The sequence below is a fragment of the Chitinophaga sp. genome (genome assembly GCF_035564935.1).
In the GTDB taxonomy this organism is placed as follows: domain Bacteria; phylum Bacteroidota; class Bacteroidia; order Chitinophagales; family Chitinophagaceae; genus Chitinophaga.
This window is the reverse complement of sequence record NZ_DATMTE010000970.1, coordinates 1-4,008: the sequence shown is the minus strand read 5'-3', so window position 1 is coordinate 4,008 and position 4,008 is coordinate 1. Positions and strand designations below refer to the sequence as shown.

The 4,008-nt window shown below is 45.7% G+C and carries 4 protein-coding genes; 1 reads left to right on the top strand and 3 read right to left on the bottom strand.

All coding sequences use genetic code 11. The features are described 5' to 3' along the window. Positions 1 to 627 (bottom strand): glycine-rich domain-containing protein (locus VN105_RS25165; protein ID WP_325645440.1); only part of this gene is annotated, 627 nt, incomplete at its 3' end. A gap of 103 nt (positions 628 to 730) precedes the next feature. On the opposite strand from VN105_RS25165, the gene VN105_RS25160 reads away from it, so the two are divergent. Next, the gene (locus VN105_RS25160) at positions 731 to 1,627 is read left to right on the top strand and encodes a hypothetical protein (protein WP_325645438.1); all 897 of its coding nucleotides are present in this window, start codon (positions 731 to 733) and stop codon (positions 1,625 to 1,627) included. Here VN105_RS25160 and VN105_RS25155 read toward each other — a convergent pair. Both VN105_RS25155 and VN105_RS25150 read right to left on the bottom strand, forming a co-directional pair. After that, complete coding sequence (locus VN105_RS25155) at positions 1,624 to 2,517, bottom strand: DUF1266 domain-containing protein (protein ID WP_325645436.1); 894 nt, start codon at positions 2,515 to 2,517, stop codon at positions 1,624 to 1,626. The genes VN105_RS25160 and VN105_RS25155 overlap by 4 nt on opposite strands. A 314-nt stretch (positions 2,518 to 2,831) precedes the next feature. Then, positions 2,832 to 4,008, bottom strand: a 1,177-nt coding sequence (locus tag VN105_RS25150) for a DEAD/DEAH box helicase (RefSeq protein ID WP_325645434.1), incomplete at its 5' end; no start/stop codon positions are given.

Genomic DNA, 4,008 nt, shown 5'->3' with positions numbered 1-4,008 from the left:
TTTCTTGTCTTTATCACTTCCCTTCATAACAAATCCGAACAACATTAATATTGCCATAAAACCAAAGAAAGGAACATCATCGCGGGTACAACCTGTAAAGAAAAAGAAAGAAAAGAAGAGGAGCAGCATTAACCGGCGCCGGGTAAACAAAGTAAAGCGCCTGAACAGGGAAGAAAAAATAGCAGGGGGGTTATTTGACCAGATAGCTTCCGGGGGATCTTCTCCAAAACACTGCCGGTACAACTTTAGCGTGTCCTCCTGCCAGGCAGCGTATTGCTGTTTTTCCGACTTCCCGCCGCCGGAAGGGAAGTGGTGGATCTTTCTGCCCAGTGTTTTGTCACAAAATGCCTCCCAGTAATTTTGTGTGTAAAGCAAATGCTGATGCCACACCTTATCTACAATTTCGGAAGGGGAAGCGCCCGTTGGAGAAATACAACAGAGATAAATAAACCGCTTATACTCCTGTATGGCCTGCCTCGTGAAAGCCTCACTCCAACGCTGTTCCCGGGCCAGCTTCTTTGAAAACGGGAACTTTATACCCGGTTCATCCAAATGAAAGTTACTGATCTGCTCCCAGAGTAATTTACCGGGTGATAAGGCTATGAACTGATCGTTTTTCATCATCATAATTTCATTTTTTTTTGTTATTACCAAGATGAAATAATTTAAGAATACTAAAGTCTTGTGCGTATCTTACACAGACCTATTTCCGTATTATAATCGTATTATTATGAGTAAGGAAGAACTGCTTAACCTTGAACGGCTGATGAACTACATTGCTTACCAATACCTTAAAAAGGTAAGCTGGGAAGACGTTTCAAAAACAGAATGGAGCCATGTTGTAAATGAGTTCAATATCATCATCAGCAAACAACAACGCTTAAAAAAAATAACGGCATCCGCTTCCCTTTTCGGTGATAATTACTTTTATGAACACCTCATCATCAGGAAACTCAAAGCCGCTAAAAACAGCGCTGCCGTTGCCTCCCTGAGCAGCCCCAATTTCTCCAAGCTCAATGTGATGGCAGTAGTGCTGGGCTTCAGCAGCTATATTGATTTCATCAATAATTCACTGGAAGTATATCCATTTCATGAGCTTAAGATCGGTATTCCCCTGTCGGCAGTGAACCATAAACTACTGGATCACCTGGTGGGGTACTGGTATTGCTATAACCGCAACCTTCCGTTTAAATCAGAAAAAAAAACAGGGGAACGCATCTGGAGGTCTTCACTGGAGATATATAAGTCGGGCGACGAATATCTTGTGGAACGCACAGGGAGGGATAATCATATGTATTATGGCAAAATAACCTCCTATGCCAACTACATCTTCATTATCATGAACAGTACTACGTTTATCCGTCAGCGTCATTTCATTGGCCGGCTGAAAGACCTGGAAGATAATATAAAGCGACCGGGGTATGCCATCAATGAGCTGAACTTTGTAAGCACCTGCGTAAGCTTCAATGAGGAACCAATAGCACTGTATGAAATATTTCACCGGGTGGCAAAAGCTAAAGACTTCCATAGAACATCCATAGACCTGGCCTTTGACAGTCCCCTACTGCCGAAGCACATTCTGGTACACCTGAAAGACAGTGAGCAGAACAGGATTATGCAGCACTAACAACCGGGGTTGAAGGGCAATCGTACCCAGGGGCTTTCCGGTGTGGTCAGCAGGTATTCCATGTTATTACGCAGGATATCGAAGCTGCCCATTTCCACACCATTCCATACGCAACGGGCAAACTGGTAGGAAACAGAAAGGTGCTTCCATGAGGTATAGGTACGTTTTATCAGGGGCACACAAGCCCGGATATATTCATCCGACTGTTCATAACTGATAAAACCGGCATCATAGCCTAAGCGGCTCAGGTTTATTATGCGGGCAAAGTCCCAGATAAGCGTATCCGGTTGAAGGCTTTCATTTATCAGTTTCCGTTCCCTGAACAGCTCAAGGGCATCGCGGGTATTACGCAACCGTTCCATTACCACAGCCTCCTCCAGTTCATTGGTGGCAATATGTTCTTTCAGAAAGGATTTACTCTCTTTCATTGATACAGCATTAATGGCCTGCCAGATAATATCGTATTCTATCCGGTGGCCACTTTCCTGCAACCAGCCCAGCTTTTCCTGCAATGCCGCAGTATCCCTGATATCCCACCACTCCAACAATTGTTCACGGCATTGTTCCTTAGCAACGCCGGTACCAAGATCGTTCAGACACTGCCGGTTTACAAAGGCAATATCCGCCCCGCAGGCAACAGCCCATTGCTGCATGGGGTCCAATCTGCTGTGTTGATTCAGATATATGACCCGCGGATGTTCATCCACATCGGTTACATCTGCATCATCGCCTGAAAATAACTGGTTGAATTGTTTGACACTATTCTTATAAAGGGCTGGCCAGTCAGCCGGACTGGCTGCGGGTGCCAGTTGCTGCTTATACATGGCGATCGCTTCTTCACTAAGTCCCATGTTACGCAGTTGCTGCTCCATATAGTGCTGCTGATCCATCAGGATTGGTTAAGGGTTCGGTTAAAATGAGCTAATTCCTGGTATTTACGGATAAAACCGGGGTAAAGATTTTTCTTTAGGTACAGCAAATATAGATAATGTTCTGATACCTACCTGTATTTAAGCAAAAGTAAGCGCAATAAACGCTTCAGGGGATGGGCTGAATGAGAGAAGCAGCCTCTTGTCCGGGCACCATGTTAAATACACGTTTATCCGTTACCGGTAGCATCAACGGTCATTCGTACGGCTGGTACATGCAAAATAAAAGGGATGTTGTGGTACAACATCCCTGTCACTATGACTATTTTCTAACACTAAAACGTTTTGTCGCGCTTATCAATTTTTCCTCTCCGATTATGCGGCTTCGGCCTTCTCGGGGGCGCCTTTGGCGTATCGGGGTTAGCGCTGTTGGCTTCCATCAGGGCTGCCTCCTCAAACGGATGTGGCACAGATGGAATAGTTTGCCGGATAAGTTTGTTGATACTATGGAGATATGGCCTTTCTGTTGTATCACAGAAAGAAAGGGCGTAACCTGCCGCGCCCGCCCTACCGGTTCTGCCTATACGATGTACGTATGTTTCAGATACATTTGGCAGGTCGTAGTTGATCACATGCTCCAGTGAATCCACATCAATCCCTCTTGCTGCAATATCTGTGGCAACCAATACCCGCAGGCGGCCATTTTTAAAATTGTTCAGGGTGTTCTGACGGGAAGCCTGCGATTTATCGCCATGCAGGGCATCTGCATTGATATTACGTTTCTTCAGGTTTTTTGCGATCCTGTCCGCGCCATGCTTGGTTTGCGTAAACACAATGGTACGCTCAATACGGCGATCTTTCAGAATGGTTTCCAGCAGGGACTGTTTATCTTTCTTCTTTACAAAATAAACAGATTGTTCAATCCTTTCCGCGGTGGAAGATACCGGTGTAATGGTAACTTTTTCCGGTTTATAAAGTAAGGAGTTGGCCAGTTGTGCAATGCTTGGCGGCATGGTAGCCGAAAAGAAAAGCGTTTGGCGTTGCTGTGGCAGTTCCCGGATCACCTTTTTGATATCGTTGATAAAGCCCATGTCCAGCATGCGGTCGGCTTCATCCAATACAAATATTTCCAGGTGGCTCAGGTATATATACCCCTGGTTCATCAGGTCGAGCAAACGGCCCGGTGTGGCAATAAGTATATCGGTTCCGTTGCGCAGCGCAATGGTTTGCCTGTGCTGCGGAACACCCCCAAAGATCACATCGTGTTTCAGGCCGGTGTATTTGCCATAAGCGGCAAAACTTTCATCGATCTGCACGGCCAGTTCCCTGGTAGGTGTGAGGATCAATGTACGGATATGTTTAAAACCCTGTTTTGCCGGGGTACTGTTATGTAATAACTGCAAGATGGGGATAGCAAACGCAGCCGTTTTACCGGTACCCGTTTGCGCACAGCCGAGGAGGTCTTTCCCTTCCAACACAATAGGAATAGATTGCAATTGTATAGGAGTAGGT

Bases quoted from the DNA above. Each gene is read 5' to 3' on its own strand.
- VN105_RS25160 (WP_325645438.1), top strand. From the start codon at position 731: ATGAGTAAGGAAGAACTGCTTAACCTTGAACGGCTGATGAACTACATT.
- VN105_RS25155 (WP_325645436.1), bottom strand. From the start codon at position 2,517: ATGGATCAGCAGCACTATATGGAGCAGCAACTGCGTAACATGGGACTT.